The organism is Lapidilactobacillus salsurivasis (assembly GCF_054785215.1).
In genome coordinates, this window is the sequence record NZ_BAAABI010000021.1 from 1 (window position 1) to 1,025 (window position 1,025).

The 1,025-nt window shown below is 49.1% G+C and carries 1 protein-coding gene; it reads right to left on the reverse strand.

The annotated features are described in order from the left end of the window. Positions 1-106 precede the first annotated feature (106 nt). Positions 107-1,025: RNA-guided endonuclease InsQ/TnpB family protein (locus ACYVSB_RS12610; protein WP_461219662.1), on the reverse strand; the 919-nt coding region annotated here is incomplete at its 5' end.

The window sequence follows — 1,025 nt, forward strand, 5'->3', positions numbered from 1 at the left end:
GACACGACCACAATTTGCTTAGATACAGCCATCGCCTGCAAGCAGGTCTTACGTGCTAATTACCAAAGCCTTTAGAGTCCGCAGGTTGCCAGACGGACTGTGATTCTTAGTTAAGGGCTAAGCCTTTAGCCAAGATATTTTTAGCAGCGTTGTGATCACGGATGTGGTACGTGCCACAGTATGGACACGTCCATTTACGATCGGCAAGCGTTAGTTTCTGTTCACCCATTAATACAAAGCCACAATCACTACATGTTTGAGTGGTGTTTCTCGGGTTAACGGTCACAAGTTTGCGCCCGTACAAAGCCGCTTTGTAAGTAAGCATTCCTAGGAAAGTACGCCATCCAACGTCGGCAATGCTCATCGCTAAAGCATGATTGCGTAACATGTTCTTGCTTCTCAATTCCTCCGCCACTACCAGATCGTGGTTCTTGATCAGTGCAGTGGACACAAGGTGTAGAAAAGCATTGCGGCGGTTAGCCACCTCCCGTTGCAAGTTAGCAATGAGCACCCGTTGCTTTTGGTAGTTCTTGGCATCACGAAGTGGACGATGCTCTTTCTTTGCTCGAAGCGCACGTCGTGCCAGTTTACGCTGTTGCTGGGCTAACTTACCTCTGATTGCACGATAATAGCGGGGATTGGCAACGACGTTGCCGTCAGAGTCCGTCAGAAAGTTTTCTGTGTTGAGATCAATGCCAATCGCTGATTGGATCGCTTTGCCGGTGCTAACGAATGGTGTGTTTGAGCCAAGCTGCATCGACAAGTAGTAACGATCAGTGGCGTCACGGCGTACCGTAACCGTGCCAATGCGGATGTCCTTCATGTGGCTGAACAGACGCTTTTGTGATCCTGATACACGAATTTTCCCTAGTCCACTGATTGTGACATGCTTTTGGTCAAGGAAACGATTAGAACCATTCATTAAACCGGCCCCTAGTTTTGTATAACGGGTCGGAAGCTGATAGCTGCCGTCAGCACGTTTGTGGTGGAACACTGGGACACCTGAGCGATGTACCTGGCGGAAC